Below are 24,369 nucleotides of genomic sequence, written 5' to 3' on the forward strand. Positions count from 1 at the left end.
GGGGCTGGGACCGTTGGCGGTCTGAAAATCACCCGTCACGCCCCTCTCCGCACCCACCCCCTCCACCGCCCCCTCCCGCAGCGCGTCCCTCTCGCTTGGGGTGGGGAGGGGGTGGGGGTGGGTGGGTTGGTGCGGGGTGGGGTGGGGGTTTTGGTTGTGGGCCTGTGGGGGTCAGCTTGGGCGGGTGGGGGTGGGGGTGGGGGTGGGGGTGGGGGTGGGGAGGGGGAGGGGATCGGGGACGCCTGGGAAGGCGGTGTCGGGGGCGGCCCAGCGGCGGGCGCGTAGGGCGCAGTCGCGCAGGGCTGCGGCTGCGGCGGGGCGGTGTTGGGTGGGCAGGTCGGCGACCAGGTCGGCGTAGACCGTGGTGAGGCTGGTCTCCAGTTGGGCGGCGAGGCGGGTGGCGCCGGCGGCGTCGGTGACGGGGAAGGGGAGCCGGTAGCCGCCGGCGGCCGGGGTGGGGGTGGCGCCGAGGCCGGTGATGAGGCGCTGCCAGGCGTCGCGCTGGGACTGGTGGGCGGCGTAGGCGGTGCGGGCGTCGGCGCGTTGCTGGTCGTCGGGGAGGTGGGCGCCGACCACGCCGTAGCCGTAGACGGCGGCGTGTTCGGCGCCCAGGGCCTTCTGCAGGGCCGGGACCGGGGCGGGGGAGGCAGTGGGGCCCGGGGCTGCGGTGGCTTGGTCCGGCTGGTCGGCGGGGGCGCCGAGGGCGGCGGCGTGTACGGCGTTGGCGGCGGCCACCGAGGCGAGCAGGCGGGCGAGCGGTGGCCGGGCGGCGCCCAGGTCGGCCAGCCGGGCCTGGGCGGTCCGGCGCTCCAGCGCGGCCAGTGCGGCGGCGGTGGTCGGGGTGGGGGTGGCGCTGGGGGTCGGGGGCAGGGAGGCGGCCGGGACGCCGTAGGCGAGGGCGGCGCGGTGCTGGGCGGTCTCCGCGCGCAGGGGTTGCAGCAGGGCGGTCTGGGCGCCGGGGGCGGCGAGCAGGGCGTCGTAGGCCGACAGCAGGGTGTCGGTGGCGGCGACGGCGCGCAGCCGGACGGGGTGGTCGGAGTCCGGCCCCGGGGGCTTGTCGCCGGGCGGCACGCCCCCGTCGGTGGTACTGGTGCAGGCGGCGGTGAGGGTGGTCAGTCCGAGGGCCAGGAAGGTCCGTCGGCTGGGCGGCTGCATCGGGGTCACTCCGGAGCGGGTACGGGAGGACGGCCTCCCCTGCCTGCCCTCGTCAGCCTGAATCTTCGCAGAACCCCCACGATTGCGGGTGGTGTCGGGGGTTTCGGTGCGGTGGGCGGGGTGGTGTGAGCTTGCTCGCAGTGGGTGGCGTGCGACCGGTCGGGGGAGGTCCGGAATCGGTGGTTCGCGGCTTCACCGGCTAGGCTTTGGGCCGAGCTGCCGTGACCCGGTGCGCGCCCCAGGGGCGCCGAGGGTGCGGGGCGACCTCTGACAACAGCAGACGCGGCCGAGGAGTCCACCCGGATGAGCACCACCCACACCGACCGGCTGCGCGCGTTGCTGGAGCCGCTGGCCGTCCAGGCCGGACTGGACCTGGAGGACGTCAAGGTCACCAAGGCGGGCAACCGTCGTCAGGTGCAGATCGACGTCGACACCGACGGCGGCGTGGACATGGACGCGATCGCCGAGTTCAGCCGGGTGGTCGGCGAGGCCCTGGACGCCTCGGACGTCATGGGGGACGAGCCCTACCTGCTGGAGGTCGGTTCGCCGGGTGCGGAGCGTCCGCTGGAGCTGCCCCGGCACTGGCAGCGCGCGGAGGGCCGGCTCGCCAAGATCCACCTGGTCGACGGCGGGGAGCTGGTCGCCCGGGTGCTGGAGGCGGACGAGGACGGCGCGCTGGTCGAGGTGCAGCCGGTGAAGGGGCGCGGCCGTCCGAAGGAACGGCGCCTGGAGTACGTCGAGGTCGCGCGGGCCCGGGTCCAGGTCGAGTTCAACCGCAAGGACGACGAGCTCCTGGACGAGGCCGCCGACTTCGACGAGGGGGACGACGGCGCCGAGTGAGCCGGCCGCCGTACGACCATCATGAACGTGACGAAAGACGAGGAGGCGTAGCCGTGGACATCGACATGAGTGCCCTGCGCACGCTGGTCAACGAGAAGAACATCCCCTTCGACCTGCTGGTCGAGTCCATCGAGTCCGCCCTCCTCACCGCGTACCACCGCACCGAGGGCTCGCGCCGCCGCGCCCGGGTGCACCTGGACCGCAAGAGCGGCCACGTCACCGTGTGGGCCACCGAGGACCCGGCGGAGCTGGACGAGGGCGTCGAGCCGAAGGAGTTCGACGACACCCCGAACGGCTTCGGCCGGATCGCGTCCAGCATCGGCATCCAGGTGATGATGCAGCGCCTGCGCGACGCCGCCGACGACCAGACCTTCGGCGAGTACGCGGGCAAGGAGGGCGACATCGTCACCGGTGTCGTCCAGCAGGGCAACGACCCGAAGAACGTGCTGGTCGACATCGGCAAGCTGGAGGCCATCCTGCCGCCGCAGGAGCAGGTCCCGGGCGAGGACTACCGGCACGGCACCCGACTGAAGTGCTACGTCGTCGCCGTGCGCCGCGGTGTCCGCGGGCCGTCGGTGACGCTGTCGCGCACCCACCCCAGCCTGGTGAAGAAGCTGTTCGCGCTGGAGGTCCCGGAGATCGCCGACGGCAGCGTGGAGATCGCCGCGATCGCCCGTGAGGCCGGCCACCGGACCAAGATCGCGGTCTGGTCGCGCCGGGCGGGGCTGAACGCCAAGGGCGCCTGCATCGGTCCGATGGGCTCCCGGGTGCGCGCCGTGATGGGCGAACTGCACGGCGAGAAGATCGACATCGTCGACTGGTCCGAGGACCCGCGCGAGATGGTCGCGGCCGCGCTGTCCCCCGCGCGGGTGACCAGTGTGGAGATCGTGGACCTCGCCCAGCGTTCCGCCCGGGTGATCGTGCCGGACTACCAGCTGTCCCTGGCGATCGGCAAGGAGGGGCAGAACGCCCGCCTGGCCGCGCGTCTGACGGGCTGGCGGATCGACATCCGGCCGGACACCGAGGCCCCGGCCGAGGAATCCGCAGACCGGTAGTGACTGTTGTTCCTGTCGTCCCCGTCGGTCCTCCGGGATCTTCGGGGCGGCGCCATGTCCCTTCGGAGGGGTAGACTTGCCTTCGTCTGGCCGGACGCATGTCCGAGCACGCCCGGAGCGCACCTGCGTGGGCTGCCGCAAGCGAGCGGCCAAGCACCAGCTGTTGCGTGTCACGGCGGTCGAGGGCGTCTGCGTCCCTGATCCCCGTGGCGCACTGCCGGGCCGGGGCGCTCACCTGCACCCCGATCCGGCCTGCCTCGACCTCGCGGTCCGCCGCCGGGCGTTCCCCCGGGCCTTCCGGCTCCAGGGGACGCTCGACACGGAGCGGCTCCGCGGGTTCATCGAGGAGCGGGCGGGCGGAGCCTCTCAGGCGGGCCGCCTCCCGTGACCGCCGCCGCTCATCGCGGCGGAGAACTACCGCAACAAGCACAGCGCTCGGGCAGCCGCGCGCCGTGCCACCAGTCAGGTACCTCGCGATGTGGAAGTAGGTCGAGATTGCGATGAGCACTCGATGAGTACGCGATGAGTACGCGATGGGTACGCCCATGAAGTAGCGACAGTCCGGCGGACGAGACCCCCGGACTCATAGACAGGAGTGAAGTGGCTAAGGTCCGGGTTTATGAACTCGCCAAGGAGCTTGGCTTGGAGAGCAAGGCCGTCATGGCCAAGCTCACCGAGCTCGGCGAGTTCGTCCGTTCGGCGTCCTCGACGATCGAGGCGCCGGTCGTGCGCAAGCTGACTGACGCGCTTGGCGTGGCCCCCACCGGTGGTGGCGCTGCCAAGCCTGGCCCGCGGAAGCCCGCGGCGCCCCAGCCCGCGGCAGGCGCCGCGGGTGCACCCAAGCCGGGTGCCCCGACCCCGGGTCCGCGGCCTGCCGCGACCCCTGGTCCCCGTCCGACCCCGGCCGCCGCGGCTCCCGCCGCCCCGGCCGCCCCCGCGGCTCCGGCCGCCCCCGCCGCCTCGCGTCCGGGTGCGCCGACTCCGGGCCCGCGCCCGGCCGCGCGTCCCGCCGCTCCGGCGGCCCCGGCCGCGCCCGCGGCCGAGTTCTCCTCCCCGGCTCCGGCCGGTGCCGACGCCCCGCGTCCGGCCGCCCAGGCCCCGCGGCCGAGCGGCCAGGCCTCCGGCGGCGCCCGTCCGGGCCCGCGTCCGGCCGGCCCGCGTCCGGGCAACAACCCGTTCACCTCGGGCAGTGCGACCGGCATGGCCCGCCCCGGCGACCGCCGTCCGGGCGCGCCGGGTGCCCGTCCGGGTGCTCCGGGTGCGCAGGGCGGCGACCGTCCGCGTCCCGGTGGCGACCGTCCGCGTCCCGCCGGTGCTCCCGGCGCTGACCGTGGCGCCCCGCGTCCGGGCGGCGACCGTCCGCGTCCCGCCGGTGCTCCCGGTGCCGACCGTGGCGCCCCGCGTCCCGGTGGCGACCGTCCGCGTCCCGCCGGTGCCCCGGGTGCCGGTGCGCCGCGTCCCGGTGGCGCTCCGCGCCCCGACGGTATGCCGCGTCCGGCCGGTCCGCGCCCCGGCGCCCCGTCCCCGTCCGGCATGCCGCGTCCGAACCCGGGCATGATGCCGCAGCGTCCGGCTCCGGGCCCGCGTCCGGGCCCCGGCGGCCGTGGCCCCGGTGGCCCCGGTGGCCGTCCGGGTGGTCCGGGTGCCGGTGGCGCCCGTCCGGGCTTCCAGGGTCGTCCGGCCGGTCCGGGCTCGCGTCCGGCCGGTGGCGGCGGCTTCGGCGGTCCGCGTCCGGGTGGCGGCGCCCCCGGTGGTGGCGGCGGCTTCGGCCCCCGTCCCGGCGGCTTCGGCGGTCGTCCCGGTGGCCCGGGTGCCCGTGGTGGCACGCAGGGTGCCTTCGGTCGTGGCCCGGGCGGTCGCCCGGCTCGCGGTCGCAAGTCGAAGCGGGCGAAGCGCCAGGAGTACGAGGCCATGCAGGCCCCGTCCGTCGGCGGTGTGATGCTGCCTCGCGGCAACGGCCAGACCGTTCGCCTGTCGAGCGGCGCCTCGCTGATGGACTTCGCGGAGAAGATCAACGCCAACCCGGCCGCGCTCGTCTCCGTCATGTTCAACCTCGGTGAGATGGTCACCGCGACCCAGTCGGTCTCCGACGCCACGCTGCAGCTGCTGGCGGACGAGATGGGCTTCCAGCTGGAGATCGTCAGCCGGGACGACGAGGACCGCGAGCTGCTGGAGTCGTTCGACATCGACTTCGGTGCCAACGAGGGCGACGAGGACCAGCTGGCCCCGCGCCCGCCGGTCGTCACCGTCATGGGTCACGTCGACCACGGTAAGACCCGACTGCTGGACGCGATCCGCAAGTCCAACGTGGTGGCCGGCGAGGCCGGTGGCATCACCCAGCACATCGGTGCCTACCAGGTGGCGACGATGGTGAACGGCGAAGAGCGCCCGATCACCTTCCTCGACACCCCGGGTCACGAGGCGTTCTCCGCCATGCGTGCCCGTGGTGCCAAGTCCACCGACATCGCGATCCTGGTGGTCGCGGCCAACGACGGTGTCATGCCGCAGACGGTCGAGGCGTTGAACCACGCCAAGGCCGCCGGTGTGCCGATCGTGGTCGCGGTCAACAAGATCGACGTCGAGGGCGCCGACCCGACCAAGGTCCGCGGTCAGCTGACCGAGTTCGGCCTGGTGGCCGAGGAGTACGGCGGCGACACCATGTTCGTCGACATCTCCGCGCGCCAGGGTCTGAACATCGACCAGCTGCTGGAGGCCGTGGTCCTGACCGCGGACGCCTCGCTCGACCTGCGGGCCAACCCGCACCAGGACGCGCAGGGTATTGCGATCGAAGCCCACCTGGACAAGGGCCGCGGCGCCATGGCGACCGTCCTGGTCCAGCGCGGTACCCTCCGCGTCGGTGACTCGATCGTCGTGGGCGACGCCTACGGCCGCGTCCGCGCCATGCTGGACGAGAACGGCAACAGCCTCGCCGAGGCCGGCCCGTCCCGCCCGGTGCTGCTGCTCGGTCTGACCTCGGTGCCCCGCGCCGGCGACAGCTTCATCGTCGTCGACGAGGACCGCACCGCCCGCCAGATCGCCGAGAAGCGCTCGGCCCGCGACCGCAACGCCGCCTTCGCGCAGCGTCGGGTCCGGGTGTCCCTGGAGGACCTGGACAAGGCCATCGCCGCCGGCTCCATCGAGCAGCTCAACCTCATCATCAAGGGTGACGTCTCCGGTTCGGTCGAGGCCCTCGAGGACGCCCTCGTCAAGCTGGACGTGGGCGAGGAGGTCGAGCTCCGGGTGCTGCACCGCGGCGTCGGTGCGATCACCGAGTCCGACGTCGACCTGGCGATGGGCTCGGACGCCATCATCATCGGCTTCAACGTGCGCGCCGAAGGCCGTGCGCGTGCCGCAGCCGACAAGGAAGGCGTGGACGTCCGGTACTACTCGGTCATCTACCAGGCGATCGAGGAGATCGAGAACGCCCTCAAGGGCATGCTCAAGCCGGAGTACGAGGAGGTGCGCCTCGGCGCCGCGGAGATCCGCGAGGTCTTCCGCTCCTCCAAGTTCGGCAACATCGCCGGTGTCCTGGTCCGCGACGGCATCATCCGCCGCAACGCCAAGGCCCGCCTGCTGCGCGACGGCAAGGTCGTGGCGGAGAGCCTCACCATCGAGGGTCTGCGCCGCTTCAAGGACGACGCGACCGAGGTCCGCGAGGGCTTCGAGGCCGGTGTCACCCTGGGGTCGTTCAACGACATCAAGGTCGAGGACATCATCGAGACCTACGAGATGCGCGAGAAGCCGCGCGCCTAGTCGGTGTCAACCGGGGCCGGTCGACGGGTGGTATTTCCGTCGACCGGCCCCGGTCTCGCTGTGTAGGGTCCTGGGATGTCAGCCGGTTCCGCGCTGGCATCCCGAGGCCTTCCAGGTCGGCGAGACCTGTCATACATGTTCGTGGGAACACTCACTTTCGACCTGCTGCTGGGCGACGTCCACTCGCTCAAGGAGAAGCGTTCGATCGTGCGGCCGATCGTGGCCGAACTGCAGCGCAAGTACAGCGTGTGTGCTGCCGAGACCGGGAACCAGGACCTGCACCGCCGGGCCGAGATCGGCCTCGCGGTGGTCGCCGGCGAAGCCGGGTACGTCACCGAGGTCCTGGACAGCTGTGAGCGGTTGGTCGCCGGCCGCCCCGAGGTGCAGCTCCTCTCCGCGAGGAGGCGCTACCACAACGACGACGACGAATGAGAACTGTGGAGCCCGTCGGCGGAAGTCGCCGTTCTCACACAGATCAGGACCGAGAGCGCCCGCAAGGCCGGGCGCGGGCCGGTACTTTGGGGCGTGGGCCCCGACGGGTGCAGCTCTCCCGGGTACCGGGCCCATTGCACGAGGAGGCAACGTGACCGACACCGCTAGGGCGCGCAAGCTCGCCGACCGCATCCAGGTGGTCGTCGCCCAGACCCTGGAGCGGCGGATCAAGGACCCGCGACTGGGGTTCGTGACCATCACCGACACCCGGGTGACCGGCGACCTGCGCGAGGCCACCGTCTTCTACACCGTCTTCGGTGACGACACCGACCGCGAGGCCACCGCGGCCGCGCTGGAGAGCGCCAAGGGCGTGATCCGCTCCGAGGTCGGCAAGATCGGGGTGCGCTTCACCCCGACGCTGACCTTCGTCGCGGACGCGCTGCCGGAGAACGCCCGGAACATCGACGACCTGCTCGACCGGGCCAAGGCCATCGACGCGGCGGTGCGCACCACCGCCGCGGGCGCGACCTACGCCGGCGACGCGGACCCGTACAAGGTCCCGGCGTCCGAGCGTGAAGACGAGGACGAGTAGTCATGGCGGGTGAGCCGGCGCAGGCCGCCTCGCGAGCCGGATCGACCACGGGGGCGTCCTCCACCAGCACGGTGGAGGGTGCCCTCGCGGCGCTCCCCGGTCCGCGCGCGGAGGAGAGCGGCTTCGAGCTGCTCTGGCAGCAGGTGGTGGCGGAGATCGGGCGGGCCCGCTCGATCGACCTGATCTGCCACATCTGCCCGGACGGCGACGCGCTGGGCTCCTCGCTGGCGGCGGCGCTGGCGCTGCGCGCGCTCGGCAAGCAGGTGCGGGTCTCCTTCGGCGACGACCCGCAGGTCGTGCCCGAGTCGCTGGCCTTCCTGCCCGGCCAGGAGTTGATCGTGCCGGCCTCCGAGGTGCCGGACGTCCCCGAGCTGGTGCTCTGCTTCGACGTCGCCGCGCAGAGCCGACTGGGGCTGCTGCACGACAAGGCCTTCGCCGCGCCCGTCCTGGTGGTGTTCGACCACCACGCCTCCAATCCGGGCTTCGGCACCCACCAGCTGATCGACCCGACCGCGCCGGCCACCGCCGTCCTGGTGGACGAGCTGCTGCGCCGGCTCGGCGTCGAGCTCGACCAGTCGCTGGCCACCTGCCTGTACACCGGGGTCGCCACCGACACCGGCTCCTTCAAGTACCGGGCCACCACACCCGCCACCCACGAACTCGCCGGGCGGCTGCTGGCCACCGGCATCCGGCACGACCTGATCTCCCGGCAGCTCTGGGACACCTCCTCCTTCGGCTACCTCAAGGTGCTCGCGGCCGCCCTGGACCGGGCCGTCTACGAGCCGGAGGCGGCCGGCGGGCTGGGCCTGGTGTGGACCTGGGTGCCCTACCAGGACCTGGCGCTGTTCAGCGTCACCGTCGAGGAGATCGAGGGGCTGATCGACATCCTGCGCCGGCCGGCCGAGGCCGAGGTGGCCCTGGTGCTCAAGCAGGACCCGGACGGCACGCTGCGCGGCTCCTCCCGCTCCAAGGGCGCCGTGGACGTCGCCGCGGCCTGCGCCGAACTGGGCGGCGGCGGGCACGTCTTCGCGGCCGGGTTCAGCGCCCGGGAGGACGTGGCCGCGGTGGTGGAGCGGTTCCGGGGCGCCCTGCGGCCCCATCACTGACCATCCCGAGTTGAGCAACTCCCGCACGTTCCAGAGAAAGAACCCGATGAAGCGCAAAGGCACCGGCCCGGACGGCCTGGTGATCGTCGACAAGCCCGAGGGCATCACCTCCCACGGGGTCGTCGCCAAGCTGCGGTGGCTGGCCGGGACCAGGAAGGTCGGGCACGCGGGCACGCTGGACCCGATGGCCACCGGCGTCCTGGTGATCGGCGTCGAGCGGGCCACCCGGCTGCTCGGCCACCTGATGCTGACCGCCAAGACCTACGAGGCGACCATCCGGCTCGGCCAGACCACCGTCACCGACGACCGCGAGGGCGAGGTCACCGCCTCGGCCGCGGCGGACGGCGTCACCCGGGAGGCGATCGACGCCGGGATCGCGGCGCTCACCGGCGAGATCATGCAGGTGCCCTCCAAGGTCAGCGCGATCAAGATCGACGGCAAGCGCTCGTACGCGCGGGTGCGCGAGGGCGAGGACTTCGAGCTCGCGGCCCGGCCCACCACCATCCACTCCTTCACCGTGCACGGGCAGCGCGCGGCGGTCGCCGAGGACGGCACGCCGGTGGTCGACCTGGACGTCACCGTGGAGTGCTCCTCCGGCACCTACATCCGGGCGCTGGCCCGCGACCTGGGCGCCGGGCTGGGCGTCGGCGGCCACCTGACGGCGCTGCGGCGCACCAAGGTCGGGCCGTACGGGGTGGAGTCGGCACGCACTCTGGAGCAGCTCGAGGAGTCGGTCACGGGCGACGCCGCCACCGGGCTGGAGGTGCTGCCGATCGGGGCGGCCGCGGCCGCCGCCTTCCCGCGCTGGGACCTGGACGAGGACTCCGCGGAGAAGCTGTCGCACGGCTCCCGGCTGAAGGCGCCCGGGCTGGGCGTGGACGGGCCGATCGCGGTGTTCGGGCCGGACGGGCGCTTCCTCGCGCTGGTCGAGGAGAAGGGCGGCCAGGCGAAGCCGGTCGCGGTGTTCGTCGGCTGAGTCAAGCCTTCCGTCGTACCGGAACCCCCGTCGGGAGCCCTCCCGGCGGGGGTTCCGTGTCGGTCTTCCCGTCCTCCGAGCGGTCCCCGGATTTCCCCCGGCCGGGGCGTTCACCCGCACCGGGGCAATCACCCGTGCGGGGGAGCGCACGAGGTGAAACGCCGTGGTGAACGGCGCGGGCGCGGTCGGGGCGCCGCTCCGGCGGGCAGGCTCCCGGCGGCGAGCGGCGACGGGCCCGCTCGACGGGCGAGGGGGCGGTCATGCCGGGGTTTGCGGAGGGTGATCCGGGGCGGTACCTGCTGCGGATCCGCGACCTCAACGGGCGGCTGCACGGCTTAGGGTTCGCCGCCGACCCGCAGGGCTGGGTGCTCACCGCACACGAGGCCGTGGCCGGCCTGGACCGGCTGGTGCTGCACACCCCCGGCGGACAGACCCGGGTGCTGGGCCCGGACGCCCTGCTGCCGCTGCCCGAGCACGGGCTCGCCCTGCTGCGCACCGACGCGGTCGGCGGGCTCCCGGTGCCGCCGCTGCCGGTGGCCGCGGTGGGCGCCGGGCACGAGGTGCTGCTGCCCGCCCTGACCGGCGAGGACGGCCGGGCGGTCGTGCTGCGCTGCGGGCTGCTGGGCGTCAGCGGCGCGGCGTACGGCGGGCACCTGCTGGCCGGGGTGCCGGTGCTGGACGTGCCGGTGGTGGCCGGGGTCGTGGTGCCGGCCGGCTCGCCGGTGCTGGACGCCCGCAGCGGCGCCGTGGTGGCGCTGACCGCGCCCGCCCTGCGCGGGCCGGGGTACGGCGGAGCCCAGTACGGCGAGGCGCAGTGCGGCGGGGCGCTGTGGGCGGTGCCGGCCGGTGGCGGGGCGGTGGTCGCGCCGGCGCTGGCCGAGCTGCTGGCGCGCAACGCGGCGACGGTGCCCGGGTACGGCCGGGCGCTGAACCTGGCCGGGGTGCTGCGGCTGACCGCCGCCCAGCTGGCCGCCGCCGGGGCCGGGCCCGGCCGGGTGGCCGGGCTGGCCGCCGACCGGGTGGACCGGCCGGACGGCCTGGCCGGGGACGAGCCCGAGGCGACCGTCACCGCCCTGGTCGGCGCCCCCGGCAGCGGCCGCACCACCGAACTGGCCGCGCTGGCCGTCCGCCGCTGCGACGGTGCCCGGCCGCTGCCCACGCTCTGGCTGCGCGGCGCCGACCTGCGCGCCGAGGACCGCTCGCTCGCCGAACCGGTCGAACGGGCGCTGGCCGCCGCCGCGGCCGAACTCGGCACCCCGGCGCCCGCGCCGGAGCCGGTGGCGGCGCTGTGCGCGGCGGCCGGGCGGCCGCTGCTGATCGTCCTGGACGGCCCCGAGGAGGCCCAGGCCGAGCTGGACCCGCGCTGGCTGCGCGGCGCCGGGCAGTGGCTGACCGGCTGCGGCGCCCGGCTGCTGACCGCCTGCGGCGAGGAGGTCTGGGAACGGCTGGCCGCCGAGCCCTGGGGGAGCGGCGCCGCCGGCGGCGCCCGGTCGGCAGAACCGGGCCCGGACGGCGACCTGGCCAGCGCCCCCACCGTCCGGATGGACGGCGGCGGCCCCGGCGCCCCGACCCTGGCCGGACACCGGCTGGGCCCGCTGCCCGCCGAGGCGGCCGAGCGGGTGCGCCGCCGCTACGGGCTGCCGCCGGGCCGCCCGGCCGCCGCCGAGGACGCCCGGCACCCGCTGGCCGTCCGGCTGGCCGGGGAGCTGTGGGCGCAGGGCCTGCGCGACGGGCCGGCGTCGCGCGGCGAGCTGTTCGGCGCCCACCTGGACCTGCTCTGCCTGCGGGTGGCCCAGCGGCTGGCCGAGGACGTCCGGCCGCGCCGCCCCGGTGCCCACCGCCGGGGCGCCGCCCGGCCCGCCGGACCGCGCCGGGGCCGGGTGCGCCGGCTCGCGGCGGCGGTGGCCGGGCGGGTGCACGAGGCGGCCCGGCGGATGCTCGGCGAGGAGCCGGGCGCGCTGGGCCGGGAGGCCTTCGAGGAGCTGTTCCCGGTCGACGGCGGCTGGGCCACGGCGGTGCTCGCCGAGGGGCTGTTCGTCCCCGCCGGGCCCGGCTTCCGCTTCGCCCACGGGGAGTTCGCCGACTGGCTGCAGGGCCGGCACCTGGACCTGGACGCGGCGCTGCGGATGCTGCTCGGCGAGGCCGAGGACACCCCGCCCGGGCCGGAGGGGCCCGGCCCGGGCGTTCCCCGGCACCGGATCGGCCCGGTCGCCGCCGCGCTGCGCCGGGTCGCCGAGACCTGGGGCGCGCCCGCCCTGGACCTGTGGCTGCACCGGATCTGGCGCGCGCTGGACCTGCGCCCGCCCGGCAGTGAACCCGCCTGGTGGGCCGCCCGGTTGCTCACCGCCGGACTCGCCGCCAGCCCCGACCCCGCCGAACACCGTTTGCTGCTCGACCAGTTGGCCCGCCGGATGGCCGAACGGGCGGCCACTGCGGGCGGTTGGGCGGCGCTCGACGGGCTGAACCGCTTCGGCCCGGCGTTCTGGACCGGCCTCGGCCTGCCCGTCGAGGCCGAACTCGCCCTGCTGCGCCGCCTGGTGGCCGCCGACGGCCCCAGGCAGGACTTCCTCGGCGTGGCGGCCGAGCGGCTGCGCGCCGACCCGGTCGCGGTGTTCCCGCTGCTCTGTGCCTGGTTCGACGACCCGGCCGGCCTGCCGGGCCGCCCGGGAGCGGGGGTGGCCGACCTCGCCCACGACCTGCTGTACGCCCACCGGTGGTCGGCCCTGGACGAGTTGGCCGACGCGCTGGCCGACGCCGCGCACCCGCGGGCGGACGCGCTGCTCACCGTGCTCGCCGCCGAGGAGCCCTCCGCGCTCTGCCGCGCGGTGGACCGCTGGAGCCACGACCGGCGGCCCGAACGGCACGTCGCGGCCGCCGTGCACGCGCTGCGGACCGCCCCGTACGCGGCCGGTGCCGGGGCCGAACTGCTGCGCTTCACCGCGCTGACCCTGCTCGCCCGCGAGGACGAACCGGCCCTGCACGGCGCCGCGCTGGCCCTGCTGGTCGGCGACCCGGTGACCCGGGCCGGGCACCTGGAGGCCGCGCTCGCCCTCCACCGCGCCGGCGGTGACGCCTTCCTCACTGCGCGCGCCCTCGCCCCGGCCCTGGAGAGCGACCCGGAGCCCGTACTGGCCGCGCTCGCCGACGCCCTCGCGGTGCCCGGCGCGGCCCCCGTCGAGATCCTGCGGGTGCTCGCCGACGCCCGGGCCCCGGTGGCCGCCCGGCGCGGCGCCGACCTGGCCGCCCGGCTGCTGCGCCGGCACCCGGAGCTGGCCGGGCCGGTCGCTGTCGACTACCTCGGCCGCCGGCTGCGGCACGCCGCGATCGACGGGCCGGCCGCCCGGCTGGAGCTGCGGGTGCTGCTCGGCGGCGCCCTGGCCGCCGGGGCGGCGGCGGTCCGCAGGCCCTTCGCCGAGGTGCTGTCCGTCCCGGTGGCCGACCCGGCGGCGGACGCGCTGCGCTGCGAGCTGCTGGACACCCTGCTCGCCGCCGAGACCGACCAGGCGGTGCTCATCGCGGCCGTGGAGCGCCTCGCCGAGCACTGCGCGGCCGAGAACCCCGCCCGGGCGCGCGCCGTGCTGGCCCGGGCGGTCCCGGGACTGGTGGGCGCGGACGAGCTGCTGGTGCGCTGCGCCGGGCGCTCGGCGGCCTTCGCCCGGCTGCTCGCCCGGTGGCCGCGCGACGCCGCGCCGACCGCCCCGGACGGGCCCCGACTGGCCCGGATGCGGGCCCTGGCGGCGGCCGGCCGGGACGCCCAGTACGCCGCCGCCGAGGCCGAGCGGACGGCACCCGTGCGGGCCGTCCGCGCGCAGGTGCGCCCAACCCCCATTCCGGTGCCTGAGCCGGGGCAGGCGCATGGCACGCTATAGGGGTTCGGTTGTGAGCGTTTGAGCGTGCCGAGGGCACGCACCGTACGGAACAAGGAGCAGTCGGGTGCAGCGCTGGCGTGGCCTGGAGGAGATCCCCGGTGACTGGGGACGCAGCGTCGTCACCATCGGCTCGTTCGACGGGGTGCACCGCGGGCATCAGCTGATCATCGGACGGGCCGTCGAGCGGGCCCGTGAACTCGGCCTCCCCTCGGTCGTGGTGACCTTCGACCCGCACCCGCGCGAGGTGATCCGCCCCGGCAGCCACCCGCCGCTGCTCGCGCCGCACCCGCGCCGTGCCGAGCTGATCGCCGAACTCGGCGTGGACGCGGTGCTGGTGCTGCCGTTCACCACCGAGTTCTCCCAGGAGTCCCCGGAGACCTTCGTCCAGCAGGTGCTGGTGGACGCCCTGCACGCCCGGGTCGTCATCGAGGGCCCCAACTTCCGCTTCGGGCACAAGGCCGCCGGGGACGTCGCGCTGCTCACCGAACTGGGCGGGGCGGACGACTTCCAGGTCGAGGTGGTGGACCTCCAGGTGTGCGGCACCGCCGGGGACGGCGAGCCGTTCTCCTCCAGCCTGACCCGCCGCCTGGTCGAGACCGGGGACATGGCCGGCGCCGGCGAGGTGCTCGGCCGCCCGCACCGGGTCGAGGGCGTGGTGGTGCGCGGCGCCCAGCGCGGCCGCGAGCTCGGCTACCCGACCGCCAACGTGGAGACCGTGCCGCACAGCGCCGTCCCGGCCGACGGGGTGTACGCGGGCTGGCTGACCGCGCAGGGCGAGAGGATGCCGGCGGCGATCTCGGTCGGCACCAACCCGACCTTCGACGGCACCGCCCGCACCGTCGAGGCGTACGCCATCGACCGGGTCGGCCTGGACCTGTACGGGCTGCACGTGGCCGTCGACTTCCTGGCCTACCTGCGCGGGATGGAGAAGTTCGACTCCATCGAGGCGCTGCTGGACCGGATGGCCGACGACGTCAAGCGCGCCCGGGAGCTGACCGAGGGCTGACCGGGGCCGTGGCACGGGGAAGGGCCCGCCGAGTCGGCGGGCCCTTCCGTCGTCACTGCGGGGGCGCCTGCGGCGGGTAGCCGTAGCCGGGGCCCGGCTGCGGGGCGCCGGGCTGCTGCGGCCAGGGCGCGCCCGGGGCGGGCTGCTGGGGGTAGCCGTACCCGGGCGGGGGCGGCGGGGCCTGGCCGGGCTGCGGCGCCCACGGCGCCCCGGGGGCGGGCTGCCCGGGCTGGGCGGCCTGGCCCGGGTAGCCGGGCTGCTGGGGCTCGACGTACGGCTGCGGCTGGCCCTGCTGCGGGTAGCCCTGCTGCGCCTGCTGCTGCCAGCCGGCCTGCTGGGCGGACGCCTGCTGGGCCCGGGCGATGTCCTCGCCGACCAGGGTGGCCAGTTCGAAGTACGCCTCGCGGACCTTGGGCCGCATCATGTCGAGGTTGACCTCGGCCCCGGCCGCCAGGCTCTCGTCGAAGGGCACCACGATGACGCCGCGGCAGCGGGTCTGGAAGTGCGCGACGATGTCCTCGACCTTGATCATCTTGCTGGTCTCGCGCACCCCGGAGACCACCGTGATGCTGCGCTGCACCAGGTCCGCGTAGCCGTGCGCGGAGAGCCAGTCCAGCGTGGTCGAGGCGCTGGAGGCGCCGTCCACGCTCGGGGTGGAGACGATGATCAGCTGGTCGGCGAGGTCCAGCACCCCGCGCATCGCGCTGTACAGCAGGCCGGTGCCGGAGTCGGTCAGGATGATCGGGTACTGGCGGCCCAGGACCTCGATGACCTGGCGGTAGTCCGAGTCGTTGAAGGTCGTCGACACGGCCGGGTCGACGTCGTTCGCCAGGATCTCCAGGCCCGAGTTGAGGTCCTGCGAGGTGAACTGACGGATGTCCATGTAGCTGCGCAGGTGCGGGATGGCCGTCACCAGGTCCCGGATGGTCGCGCCGGTCTGGCGCTTGACCCGGCGGCCCAGGGTGCCGGCGTCCGGGTTGGCGTCGATCGCGATCACCTTGTCCTGGCGCTCGCTGGCCAGGGTCGCGCCGAGCGCGGTGGTGGTCGTGGTCTTGCCGACGCCGCCCTTGAGGCTGATCACGGCGATCCGGTAGCAGCTCAGCACCGGGGTGCGGATGATCTCCAGCTTGCGGGCCTTCTCGGCCGCCGCGGCCTTGCCGCCGAACTGGAACCGCGGCTGCTGGCGCTGCTGCTTGGGCTGGCTGCGCAGCAGCCGGTCCGAGGACAGCTCGACGGCGGCGGTGTAGCCGAGCGGCGCGCCGTGGGCGGTCTGCTGCGGGGCGGCGGACTGCTGGAACGCGGCGGGTGGCGGCGTGGTGGCGGCCTGCGGCGGCCAGGGCTGCGCGGGGACGGGCTGCTGCGGCTGGCCGGGCTGGCCGGGCTGGCCGTGCTGGCCGGGCTGGCCGGGGTACGGCTGGGGCTGGGGCTGGACGGCGGTCGGCTGCTGGTAGGCGCCGGGCTGCGGCCAGCCGCCCTGGCGCGGGTCCACCGGAGCGGGCTGCGGCTGCCCGGGCTGGGGCTGCGGCTGGGCGGGCGGCGCAGGCTGGGCGGCGGCCGACTGCTGGGCGGCCCAGGCGGCCTGCGGGTCCCAACCGGCCTGCGGATCCCAGCCGGCCTGCGGGGCCTGCGGGGCCGTCACGCCCGGGGTCGGCACCGGCTGGGCCGGAGCGGGCTGGGCCGGCGCCTGCTGCGCGAACTGCTGCGGCGCCACCGGCTGACCGGGCTGCGGCTGCGCGGGCTGGACGGGCTGCGGGGCCGGCACCGGCGCCCTGTACGGCTGCGGCGCGTTCGGCTGGGCCGGTGCCTCCGCCGCCGGCGGCCAGGGCTGGGCGCCGGCCGGCGGCTGCGGCTGCTCCGGCGTCACGGGCGGGGCCGCCAGCGGGAACGGGACGTGCTGCGCCTCGGCTTGCACGGGCGCGACCGGCGGCACCGGGGCGGGCGCGGGCGCGGGCACCGGCTCGGCCGCCGGGGTCGCGGCCGGGGCGGGAGCCGGGACCTGCGGCGGTGCCGCAGCGGGTGCCTGGTCGGCCGTCGGCACCGGAGCCGGCACCGGAGCCGGCACCGGAGCCGGCACCGGAGCCGGCACCGGAGCCGGCACCGGAGCCGGGCCGGGCACGGCCGGTTCGGCCGCCGGGAGCCCGCCCGCCGCAGCCCCGCCCGCCTGGTCGTCGGTCCCCGGGACCGGAGCGGCGGGCGCCGCCGACGGACCCGACTGCACGTACCAGGACGGGGGAGTGTAATCGGGCGCGTCGGACCAGTCGTCGTCGTCCTCCGCCGCGTTGTCGCCGACGTAGACGCCGTCCCGATCGCTGCTCACTAGGGCTCCCTCGTGTTCGCCGCCGCTTGCTTCAGCGGTGCCGTTGCCGCAACAAAGACTAGGCCGTTCGGCTGCCCCTGTTGAAGGCGGCTTCGGTTCCGGACCGGCATCGACCGGCCCGGACGCGCCCCTCAGTCCATCCGGCGCGGGCCGCCGAGCACCTGCTGTTCGGCCTGGCCGGCCACCGCCCGCACGTACTGGCGGCGCATCCGGGTGGCCCACAGGGTGAGGTCGTCGCCGAGGGTGGGCAGTGCGGCCACGTCCTCCGGCGGCAGCGACAGCACCCGGCCGACCAGCTCCGCCTCCTGGGGCATGATCCGCTGCACGCCGACCAGGTCGGCCGCGTTGAGCACCCGGGAGGCGTTCGGGCCGAGGTAGGGCAGCAGGGTCAGGGTGGTCTGCCAGGGCGCGGCGGAGAGCCGGGTGCGCGGCGGGCGGGCGCCGAGGTCGCGCACCACCAGGACGGGCGAGGCCACCGAGGCGCCCTGCGGGCCGAGCCGTCCGACCTGGTGGACCGTCACGCAGGGCTGACCGCCGCCGGCGGCCTGCGCCATCGGGCCCCAGAGCTGGGCGCGGGCGGTCTCCACCGCGACCCGGGCGCCGATCGCGGCCGCCCGCAGCGCGATGACCTGCGCCGTCCAGACGCCGCCGACCAGCACCAGGTCGTACGCGCTGGGGCGGAACAGGCCGAGCACGGCGGGCAGGCCCTGCGGGTCGACGCCGATCACCACGCCGTCGTCGCCGACCGGGAAGGCCAGTGCCGCCAGGTCGGCGGCCTCCAGCACGTGCTTCTCCCGGCGCGGTCCGCGCAGCCCGAAGCCGGGCAGGACCCGCGGCCGCGGCCGGCGCCGCTCGGCGCCGGGCGTCGGGCCCGGGGCGGGGTAGGTCTGGTACGCCATCAGGACGTTCCTCCCAAGGGCAGGGTGGCGAGCATGCCGGGGGCCTGTTCGAGGTCGAGCCGGACCAGGCCGAGGCCGGCGCTCTGCGCCCGTGCCTCCGCCTGACGGCCGATGTCGCCGACCTCGCCCTCGCTGCGCCCGGTCACCCGCAGGTGGCCGCTGACGGTCACCGAGCCGCCGGAGCCGTGCCCGGCGGTGAGGCTGAAGGTGCTGGCCAGCGCGGGGGAGCCGGTGATCAGGTTGACCAGGTCCGGGGCGCCGATCCGGCCGGCGCCGCCGCCGGGGCGGGTCAGCTGCGGCCAGCGGGAGATCCAGTAGGTGCTGTGGAAGCGGTCGTCGATCCGCCAGAAGCGGTTGCCCTCCTGGGTTCGGCGGGTGGTGCCGCCGCCGCTGCCGGTGCCCTGGCGCCCGGCCACCGCGATCGGGTTGGCGCAGGTGGCGATGGCGAGGGCGGCGATCAGCTCGCGCTCGTCCAGCACGGTGGCGTTGAACCCGGCGCTGTTGAGGCGTCCGGCCAGCTGGTCGGTCACCCGTTGCAGGGCCTTGCGGGCGCCCTCCTCGCCGCCGCCGCGGGCCCGGACGGCGGTGGCCGCGCGCTCCGGGTCGAGCTTGAGGGCGATCCAGGTCAGCCGCAGGCCGGGGGTGGCGGTGCCGTCGGGCAGTTCGCGGTAGCCGCGGGCGGCCAGCGACTGCTCGGGCACGTGCTGGGCCGGGGCGGGCTGGGTGTGCTGGACCAGCTGCACCGACTCCAGGGCGATGTCGTCCACGGTGAGCGCCGAGCAGATCACGTCCAGCGGCAGCGGCAGCGCGGTGCGCACCGGGCGCAGCGGCTGGTCCTTGGCCTGGACGAGCAGCACCGAGCTGAGGAAGGTGCCGTCGCCGACCATGCCGGTCTCCCGGCGGACGGGGCGGCCGCCGAAATCGGCTTCGGTGGCGTGGGTGCAGGTGCGCAGCGCCGGTTCGAGCTCCAGCGCGGGCGCCAGGGCCGGGTCGGTGCCGGGCGGCGGCAGCAGCGACTTCGCCTGCTTGCGGCGGGACTTGAGGGCGGAGCGGACGCGCAGCAGCTCCGGGATGGTGCGGCCGCGCAGCGGCACGACCGCCAGCACCAGCAGGACCAGCGAGACCGCGCCGAAGCCGGCCGCGACGGGGCGGCTGATCGTCCAGCCCACCGCGACCAGGGCGGCCGCGACCTCGACCAGGACGAGCTGCTGGAGCTTCAACCGGCCGCCGAGCAGCCCGGGCCGCGGGTTGACGCGGACCTGGACGGGGCCGCCGTCGCCGCCCGTCGGCGGCCGGCCGGTCGTGGTCCCGGCGGGCGCACCGGCGCGGCGGGGCCGTCCGGACCGGCGCGACCTTCCGCCGCCCGGGTCGGCGCGGCGTTCTGGAGCGGTCTGGCTTGGCATCCCCCGATGGCCCTCTCTGATCCGTTGTCGCGGCCCGGCTGGCTGGCTCGCGGACCGTACCCGTACCGTACTCACCGTCTGCTGCCGCATCGTAGAGGGTTCGGGCCGGGTCCCGCCCGGCGGGTGCGGACCACGGGGCGGGCCGGGCCGACGGGAGGCCGGCCGCCGCCGGCACGGCGCCGGCACACGTCTGACAGAGGGGGACGACGAGGATGGCATCGCGCCGGGACGAGCTCAACGCGTACACCTTCGCCCGCAAACGCACGGTGGGGGCGTTCCTGCTGCCCTCCGGCGGCGGCAGTGACGAGGACGCGCCGCGGCCGGTGAAGGCGGTGCTGCCGAGCGTGCTGGTCGGGGCTGTGGTGGTGGCCGGGTTCGGGCTCTGGGGGGTGTTCAAGCCGGCCGCCCCGATGCAGTGGGACAGCGGCAAGAACATCATCCAGGGCAAGCAGTCGACCACCCGCTACGTGGTGCTGACCGACCCGGACGGCAAGACCAAGCGGCTGCACCAGGTGCTCAACATGTCCTCGGCGCGGCTGGTGCTGCCGGTCGACGCCAAGGTCGTGGTGGTGGACGACGGGGTGCTGGACCGCTACCCCAACCACGGTCCGACCATCGGGATCCCGTACGCCCCGGACAAGCTGCCGGGCAAGGACAACGCGAGCCAGCCGATGAAGTGGGCGGTCTGCGACCGTCCGGGCTCGGACGACAAGCAGGAGACGGTCAACCAGGCGGTGTTCGTGGCGGCCGGGGCGGACGCGGCGGCGCTGTCCGCCAAGGACCGGATGCTCGGCCCGGACCAGCTGATGCTGGTGCAGCAGGCCGACGACCAGCAGGTCTCGACCACCTCGGGGCCGGGCCAGGGGGGCGCGGGCGCCGCGGCGGTGTTCCTGGTCGACGCGCAGGGCCGCAAGCACCCGATCGGGCCGCAGGCCGACGACAAGGAGCGCAAGGCGCTGGTCACCGCGGTCTTCGGCCCCAACGCGGTGCCGCAGCGGGTGAAGCGGGAGTGGCTGGACACCCTGGTGACCGCCAGCGCGATCGTCTTCCCCGACGTCAAGGACATGGCCGACAGCCAGGGCGCCAACTCCTCGGTGAACCTGGGCAACGCGGCGGACCGCCGGATCGGCCGACTGGTGCACTACCAGGACCGCAACTACGTGGTCGGCAAGGACAGCCTCTTCCTGATCACCCCGTTCCAGGCGGAGCTGATCCGGCAGAACCCGGCCTACCAGGTGCTCTACAAGTACGACCAGGACAAGCGGCCGCGCAGCGACGACATGACCCCGGACGACCAGTCCAGGTTCAACACCGATGTGCGGCTGCCGAAGACGCCGGACGACTGGCCGCTGAAGACCGGTGCGCCGGTGAACAACTGGACGGAGCGCCAGGACCCCCGCCAGGTGGTGTGCAGCACCTTCGACGGCATGGCCGAGGACGGCCGCACGCCCAAGCGCAGCGTCTGGGCGGGGACGTCCTACCCGGCGGCGTACAACAACGGCGCGGGCGCGGCGTTCGTGACGCCCGGCCACGGCCTGTTCTACCGGGCGGTGGACAACGCGGCCCCCGGCGCCAACGCGGCCGCGGCGGCCGCAGCGGCTGCCGCCGCCGGTGCCAACCCCGGTGCGGCCGACGCCTCCGGCACCGACTTCCTGATCACCGAGACCGGCCTGCGCTACTCCGTCCCGGCCAACAGCGACGGCGGCCGCGGCCCCACCCCGTCGCCGACGGCGAGCGGTGCGGCCAAGACGGCGACCCCGGCGCCGGGCGCCCCGAACCCCGGTGCCGGCGGCCAGCCGACCCCGACCCCGGACGAGCAACCCGGCGGCAACCAGGCGCGGTTGGGCTACCAGAACGTCCAGCCGCTGCCGGTGCCCAGGGAGTGGTCGAACCTGGTCCCGGCCGGCCCGCCGCTGACCGCGAAGAGCGCCGCGCAGCCGCAGAACGCCTGATCGGCCAAGCCGCGCAACGGAATTGGCCCCAGTGTCATGGTCTGGTAACTACTCGACACTCGATGTTGGGCGAGTTGCGTGTGCCGACTACAGTGCTGCTGGACATCACACGGGTGATGGCGGCGGCGGGGCCCGGGGCCCTCCGTACACACAATGTTTGTCTCATGGGGGATGGTGGAGCATGAGTGACGGCCAGTTCACGGTGACCGCGCAGGAGATGATGGACTTCGCCGGGAAGATCGAGACGGCGATTGGCCAGATCGAGGCGGAGCGCAGCGCTCTCCAGACGACGGTCGACAACATCACCAGTGGCTGGAAGGGACAGGCGGCGGACGCCTACAAGTCCCTGCAGACGCAGGTCAACGATGACGTCAAGCAGCTGAAGGAATCGCTGACCGCGATCAAGCACGCCATCGAGCTGACCACCAAGCACTACGCGAGCGCGGAAGAGGAGCAGAAGGCGCTGTTCGGCCCGCAGGGCTGAGCATCGGAGAGCTGATCAGCACTCTGTTCCGACCGTCCGTTCGACGGGGCGCCCGCGGCTGAGCGCCGGGTGCTCCGCATCCTCGTCAAGGGAGACATTGTGACCGACCACATCCTCGTCAACTTCCAGACCCTGCACCAGGCGTCCCAGGACGTCCAGAACTCGGCCAACAAGATCGACCACATGCTGTCCGAGCTCAAGAAGGAGGTCACCAAGATCTCCCACGGGTGGCAGGGCCAGGCCCAGCAGGGCTACAACGCCCAGCAGGCCAAGTGGGACGGCGCCGCGCAGAACCTGAAGGACACCTGCGCCACGATCTCCAGCTCGCTGGAGAGCGCCGCGCAGAGCTACCACGCGACCGAGAAGAAGAACGCCGGTCTCTGGGGCTAGTGGTCGACCGGCCGTTCCCGGACCGGGAACGGCGGTGACGACAGGGGCGGGTGCCCGGATCCCGGGCGCCCGCCCTTCGGCGCGCGGCGCGGCGCGGCACGGGGTGGCGAACATGAGGGGTGGCAGGGTGTCCGGACGCGGGTTCCGCAGGACGGTCGCGGCGCTGGCCGCGCTCACGGTGCTGGGCGGCCCGCTGGCCGCTCCCGCCCACGCGGACGGCGGGCCCGGGCTGGCCGCCGCCGGTGACTGCCCCAAGCCCGCGCCCGACGTGCCGACCGTGCCGTGGTCGCTGCAGCGGATACTGCTCGACGAGCTCTGGCAGGGCGGGAGGACCACCGGCGCGAACGTGACGGTCGCCGTCATCGACACCGGGGTTGACGACCGCAACCCGCAGCTGGCCGGCAAGGTGGACGTGGGCCCCAGCCTGCTGTTCGACAAGCAGAACAACAAGATGGCCGACGGCACCTCCCGGGACGACACGGTCGGCCACGGCACCAAGGTGGCCGGCATCATCGCCGCGGGCCGCAGCGACCGGACCGGCTTCGTCGGACTGGCCCCCGACGCCAGGATCTTCGCGATCCGGCAGAACGACAGCGAGGGCAACGGCGACGTCACCACCCTGGCGAAGGCCATCCAGACGGTCGTCGAACACAAGACCAAGGACAAGGTCAACGTCGGGGTCATCAACATCTCCCAGGATGTGCGCGGCGCCGGTGACGCCCACTTCGGCGGCTACCAGGAGCTGAAGGCCGCGATCGACCTCGCCGAACAGAACAAGATCGTGGTGGTCGCCTCCAGCGGCAACGACGGCCTGGAGGGTGACACCTACCCGGGCGCCTTCCCGACGGTGTTGTCCGTCGGCGCCTCCGACCGCAACAACGAGCGCGCGCCGTTCTCCCAGTACGGCTCCTTCGTGAAGGTCGCCGCGCCGGGCGTCAACATGCTCTCCACGGTGCCCGGCGGCGGCCAGTGCGTGGACAACGGCACGAGCTTCGCCGCCCCGTACGTCTCCGGGCTGGCCGCACTGCTGGTCGGCGCGCACCCGGACTGGACGCCGGCCCAGGTGCGGGCCTGGATCGAGCAGACCGCCCAGCGCACCGAGCCCGGCCCGAACCGGTTCATCGGCTGGGGAGTGGTGGACCCGGTCAAGGCCGTCACCAAGGCGCCGCAGAACCCGCCGTCCGAGGCCGCCCCGGACGCCCCGGTGCAGCTGGCCGCCGCTCCGATCGTCCCGGCCCCGGTCGGCCTCGGCGAGACCCAGGCGGACCGCGACGGCCGCACCGCCACCTACGTGGTCGGCGTCGGCGCGCTGCTGGTCGCCCTGCTGATCGGCGGCGGCGTCGTCCTGCGCGACCAGCGCCGCAAGTCCGCCGACCGACCCGACTGACCCGACTGACCCGATCGGCCGGGTGCCCGTGCGGCGTCCGCGCGGCGTCCGGGAAAAACCCGCGGGACACCTGTAACACCGGCGGCGGCTCACCGCATCCATCAAGTGTCGACGGGGCACACGGACGCGGGGGAGCGGCGGGTACATGGGGTGGATCGGGGGAGGCCGGGAGGCCAAGGACGCCGAGTTCCTGGAACTCGTCTCCAGCCGTACCGGGCACCTGTACCGCTCGGCCTGCCTGCTCACCAGCGGCGACACCCACTACGCCGAGGACCTCGTGCAGGAGGCCCTCAGCCGGATGTACGTGCTCTGGCGGCGCAGCGCCTTCACCGGCGGCCGGCACCGGATCGAGAACCCGGCGGCCTACACCCACACCGTGATGGTGCGCACCTACATCGCCCAGCAGCGCCGCCGTTCCAGCGGCGAGCGCCCGACCGAGGCCCTGCCGGAGGCACCGGGGCACGACGCGGACAGCACGCTGCGGCTGACCCTGCTCGACGCGCTCGGCCAGATGTCGGCCGGGGACCGGGCCGTGCTGGTGCTGCGCTACTGGGAGGACCGCAGCGTCGAGCAGACCGCCGAGGTGCTGCGGCTCTCCTCCGGCGCGGTCCGCACCAGGACCACCCGGGCGCTGGCCCGGCTGCGCGGCCTGCTCGGCGACTCGCTGGCCGAACTCGGGGCCCGCTGAAACGTTCCACCGAGACGTTCCGCGTGCCGGAACGCCCCGCCCACCACCCCTTTCCCTGGCACTTC

Annotated in this window: 19 protein-coding genes; 15 read left to right on the forward strand and 4 right to left on the reverse strand. The window is 75.0% G+C overall.

Going from position 1 to position 24,369, the window contains the following annotated elements; genetic code table 11:
• Positions 1-171: 171 nt before the first annotated feature.
• Positions 172-1,155: a ferritin-like domain-containing protein gene (locus ABTY61_RS36990; protein WP_350509577.1), complete on the reverse strand. Its 984-nt coding sequence runs from the start codon at positions 1,153-1,155 to the stop codon at positions 172-174.
• 303 nt (positions 1,156-1,458) lie between these two features.
• Here ABTY61_RS36990 and rimP point away from each other — a divergent pair, with 303 nt between their 5' ends.
• The 10 genes from rimP to ABTY61_RS37040 all read left to right on the forward strand — a co-directional run bounded on the left by rimP (position 1,459) and on the right by ABTY61_RS37040 (position 14,784).
• Complete coding sequence (rimP, locus tag ABTY61_RS36995) at positions 1,459-1,995, forward strand: ribosome maturation factor RimP (protein ID WP_350509578.1); 537 nt, start codon at positions 1,459-1,461, stop codon at positions 1,993-1,995.
• A 53-nt stretch (positions 1,996-2,048) separates the two neighbouring features.
• Positions 2,049-3,050 carry a transcription termination factor NusA gene (gene nusA, locus ABTY61_RS37000; RefSeq protein ID WP_350509579.1) on the forward strand — a complete coding sequence of 334 codons (1,002 nt, stop codon included), beginning with the start codon at positions 2,049-2,051 and terminating at the stop codon, positions 3,048-3,050.
• Positions 3,051-3,177: 127 nt separating this feature from the next.
• Positions 3,178-3,438 carry a YlxR family protein gene (locus tag ABTY61_RS37005; RefSeq protein WP_350509580.1) on the forward strand — a complete coding sequence of 87 codons (261 nt, stop codon included), beginning with the start codon at positions 3,178-3,180 and terminating at the stop codon, positions 3,436-3,438.
• Positions 3,439-3,650: 212 nt separating this feature from the next.
• Positions 3,651-6,803, forward strand: coding sequence for a translation initiation factor IF-2 (gene infB, locus ABTY61_RS37010; RefSeq protein WP_350509581.1), 3,153 nt, complete (start codon positions 3,651-3,653; stop codon positions 6,801-6,803).
• A 135-nt stretch (positions 6,804-6,938) separates the two neighbouring features.
• Positions 6,939-7,235, forward strand: a complete 297-nt coding sequence (locus tag ABTY61_RS37015) for a DUF503 domain-containing protein (RefSeq protein ID WP_030311386.1) — start codon at positions 6,939-6,941, stop codon at positions 7,233-7,235.
• Positions 7,236-7,386: 151 nt separating this feature from the next.
• Positions 7,387-7,827 (forward strand): 30S ribosome-binding factor RbfA, encoded by a 441-nt coding sequence (rbfA, locus tag ABTY61_RS37020; protein WP_350509582.1) that lies wholly within the window; start codon positions 7,387-7,389, stop codon positions 7,825-7,827.
• Positions 7,828-7,829: 2 nt separating this feature from the next.
• Positions 7,830-8,933 (forward strand): DHH family phosphoesterase, encoded by a 1,104-nt coding sequence (locus tag ABTY61_RS37025; protein ID WP_350509583.1) that lies wholly within the window; start codon positions 7,830-7,832, stop codon positions 8,931-8,933.
• A 46-nt stretch (positions 8,934-8,979) separates the two neighbouring features.
• A complete protein-coding gene (gene truB / locus ABTY61_RS37030) occupies positions 8,980-9,909 on the forward strand; it encodes a tRNA pseudouridine(55) synthase TruB (RefSeq protein WP_350509584.1) in 930 nt (309 codons plus the stop codon).
• A gap of 260 nt (positions 9,910-10,169) precedes the next feature.
• Positions 10,170-13,778, forward strand: coding sequence for a serine protease (locus ABTY61_RS37035; RefSeq protein ID WP_350509585.1), 3,609 nt, complete (start codon positions 10,170-10,172; stop codon positions 13,776-13,778).
• Between the two features lie 64 nt (positions 13,779-13,842).
• Positions 13,843-14,784, forward strand: coding sequence for a bifunctional riboflavin kinase/FAD synthetase (locus tag ABTY61_RS37040; RefSeq protein ID WP_350509586.1), 942 nt, complete (start codon positions 13,843-13,845; stop codon positions 14,782-14,784).
• 52 nt (positions 14,785-14,836) lie between these two features.
• Here the strand turns inward: ABTY61_RS37040 and ABTY61_RS37045 are convergent, their stop codons facing one another.
• The 3 genes from ABTY61_RS37045 to eccE form a co-directional block, all read right to left on the reverse strand.
• Positions 14,837-17,101 (reverse strand): MinD/ParA family ATP-binding protein, encoded by a 2,265-nt coding sequence (locus ABTY61_RS37045; RefSeq protein ID WP_350509587.1) that lies wholly within the window; start codon positions 17,099-17,101, stop codon positions 14,837-14,839.
• Positions 17,102-17,232: 131 nt separating this feature from the next.
• Positions 17,233-18,000 (reverse strand): hypothetical protein, encoded by a 768-nt coding sequence (locus ABTY61_RS37050; RefSeq protein ID WP_350509588.1) that lies wholly within the window; start codon positions 17,998-18,000, stop codon positions 17,233-17,235.
• Positions 18,000-19,403 carry a type VII secretion protein EccE gene (eccE, locus tag ABTY61_RS37055; protein ID WP_350509589.1) on the reverse strand — a complete coding sequence of 468 codons (1,404 nt, stop codon included), beginning with the start codon at positions 19,401-19,403 and terminating at the stop codon, positions 18,000-18,002. The genes ABTY61_RS37050 and eccE overlap by 1 nt, the downstream gene beginning before the upstream one ends.
• Positions 19,404-19,615: 212 nt before the next feature.
• On the opposite strand from eccE, the gene ABTY61_RS37060 reads away from it, so the two are divergent.
• The 5 genes from ABTY61_RS37060 to ABTY61_RS37080 all read left to right on the forward strand — a co-directional run bounded on the left by ABTY61_RS37060 (position 19,616) and on the right by ABTY61_RS37080 (position 24,304).
• On the forward strand, positions 19,616-21,355 hold the full coding sequence (locus tag ABTY61_RS37060) for a type VII secretion protein EccB (protein ID WP_350509590.1): 1,740 nt from the start codon (positions 19,616-19,618) through the stop codon (positions 21,353-21,355).
• A gap of 181 nt (positions 21,356-21,536) precedes the next feature.
• A complete protein-coding gene (locus tag ABTY61_RS37065; RefSeq protein WP_350509591.1) occupies positions 21,537-21,839 on the forward strand; it encodes a WXG100 family type VII secretion target in 303 nt (100 codons plus the stop codon).
• A 99-nt stretch (positions 21,840-21,938) separates the two neighbouring features.
• Complete coding sequence (locus tag ABTY61_RS37070; protein WP_350509592.1) at positions 21,939-22,229, forward strand: WXG100 family type VII secretion target; 291 nt, start codon at positions 21,939-21,941, stop codon at positions 22,227-22,229.
• Between the two features lie 127 nt (positions 22,230-22,356).
• Complete coding sequence (mycP, locus tag ABTY61_RS37075) at positions 22,357-23,616, forward strand: type VII secretion-associated serine protease mycosin (protein ID WP_350509593.1); 1,260 nt, start codon at positions 22,357-22,359, stop codon at positions 23,614-23,616.
• A 145-nt stretch (positions 23,617-23,761) separates the two neighbouring features.
• Positions 23,762-24,304, forward strand: a complete 543-nt coding sequence (locus ABTY61_RS37080) for a SigE family RNA polymerase sigma factor (RefSeq protein WP_350509594.1) — start codon at positions 23,762-23,764, stop codon at positions 24,302-24,304.
• The last annotated feature ends 65 nt before the right edge of the window (positions 24,305-24,369 follow it).

Origin of the sequence: Kitasatospora sp. NPDC096128, from assembly GCF_040303105.1 — a bacterium.
GTDB lineage: Bacteria > Actinomycetota > Actinomycetes > Streptomycetales > Streptomycetaceae > Kitasatospora.

What these genes read in the sequence shown, in the direction of transcription:
- ABTY61_RS37050 (WP_350509588.1), bottom strand. Translation starts at nt 18,000, where the DNA reads ATGGCGTACCAGACCTACCCCGCCCCGGGCCCGACGCCCGGCGCCGAG.
- ABTY61_RS37015 (WP_030311386.1), top strand. Translation starts at nt 6,939, where the DNA reads ATGTTCGTGGGAACACTCACTTTCGACCTGCTGCTGGGCGACGTCCAC.
- rimP (WP_350509578.1), top strand. Translation starts at nt 1,459, where the DNA reads ATGAGCACCACCCACACCGACCGGCTGCGCGCGTTGCTGGAGCCGCTG.
- ABTY61_RS36990 (WP_350509577.1), bottom strand. Translation starts at nt 1,155, where the DNA reads ATGCAGCCGCCCAGCCGACGGACCTTCCTGGCCCTCGGACTGACCACC.
- ABTY61_RS37025 (WP_350509583.1), top strand. Translation starts at nt 7,830, where the DNA reads ATGGCGGGTGAGCCGGCGCAGGCCGCCTCGCGAGCCGGATCGACCACG.
- ABTY61_RS37060 (WP_350509590.1), top strand. Translation starts at nt 19,616, where the DNA reads ATGGCATCGCGCCGGGACGAGCTCAACGCGTACACCTTCGCCCGCAAA.
- ABTY61_RS37065 (WP_350509591.1), top strand. Translation starts at nt 21,537, where the DNA reads ATGAGTGACGGCCAGTTCACGGTGACCGCGCAGGAGATGATGGACTTC.
- eccE (WP_350509589.1), bottom strand. Translation starts at nt 19,403, where the DNA reads ATGCCAAGCCAGACCGCTCCAGAACGCCGCGCCGACCCGGGCGGCGGA.
- ABTY61_RS37080 (WP_350509594.1), top strand. Translation starts at nt 23,762, where the DNA reads ATGGGGTGGATCGGGGGAGGCCGGGAGGCCAAGGACGCCGAGTTCCTG.
- ABTY61_RS37035 (WP_350509585.1), top strand. Translation starts at nt 10,170, where the DNA reads ATGCCGGGGTTTGCGGAGGGTGATCCGGGGCGGTACCTGCTGCGGATC.
- truB (WP_350509584.1), top strand. Translation starts at nt 8,980, where the DNA reads ATGAAGCGCAAAGGCACCGGCCCGGACGGCCTGGTGATCGTCGACAAG.